General features: G+C 67.5%; 1 protein-coding gene. It reads left to right on the top strand.

Annotated elements, in window-relative coordinates:
* Positions 1-873 (top strand): hypothetical protein (locus GEV06_28700; GenBank protein ID MPZ21825.1); only part of this gene is annotated, 873 nt, incomplete at both ends.

Raw genomic sequence — 873 nt, 5'->3', positions numbered from 1 at the left:
ATGGTCACGGTCCTCGACCCGACGACATTGCAAGCCGTGGTGCCGCCAGCAGCGAGCGCGGCTCCCGTGCCCGTTGAGGTCACGACGAGGAACGGGTCGTCACCGTTCGGGCCCACGTTCACCTACAACGCTACGCCGGTCACGCCGCCCAACATTACGGGTGTCTCCCCGTCGAGCGGTGACATGGGCACAGAAGTAACGATCAGCGGCGAAGACTTCCAGACAACCGCCCCTGGCCCGACAGTCACCATCTGCAGTCAACTCGTCACGCCAGACTCGAGCTCTGCGACGGAGGTCGTCTTCACGGCGCCGGCGTGTGCGACGGGCGGACCGCAGGATGTCACGGTGACCAACCCGGATGGCGGTACCGATACGTTGCCCGCCAGCTTCGTGTATCCGGGTGCGGGCGTCAGTCTGCCGGCGATTGGCGGCATCAGCCCGGCGTCCGGTCCCGTCACGGGTGGCACACTCGTGACGATCTCCGGCGCGAACTTCCTCCTTGATACGAAGGTGAGGTTCGGCAGCGCGCCGTCACCCGCGGTCAGCGTGGATGGGCCAACAAGGCTGCAGGTCCAGGTGCCGCCCGCACCGGGCGGGGCAGTAGGCCCGGTAAACGTCGTGGTGACGACACCGATCGGATCCGCGACGCTGACCGCCGGGTTCACGTACACGTCCGAACCCGCACCCGTGCCGCCCAGCATCTCGGACATCTCGCCGTCGGAGGGCGATCCCGGGACGCCCGTGACAATCACCGGCGCTGGCTTCCAAGTGCCCGGCGTGACCGTCAGCCTCTGCGGTCAGTCGGTGACGCCAACGTCGGGGAGCGCGACCGAAATCAACTTCACGGCACCGACGTGCCAGGCAGGTGGACCG

It is taken from the genome of Luteitalea sp. (assembly GCA_009377605.1).
GTDB lineage: Bacteria > Acidobacteriota > Vicinamibacteria > Vicinamibacterales > Vicinamibacteraceae > WHTT01.
The sequence above is the reverse complement of the archived record's forward strand: the minus strand, read 5'-3'. Positions and strand labels throughout refer to the sequence as shown.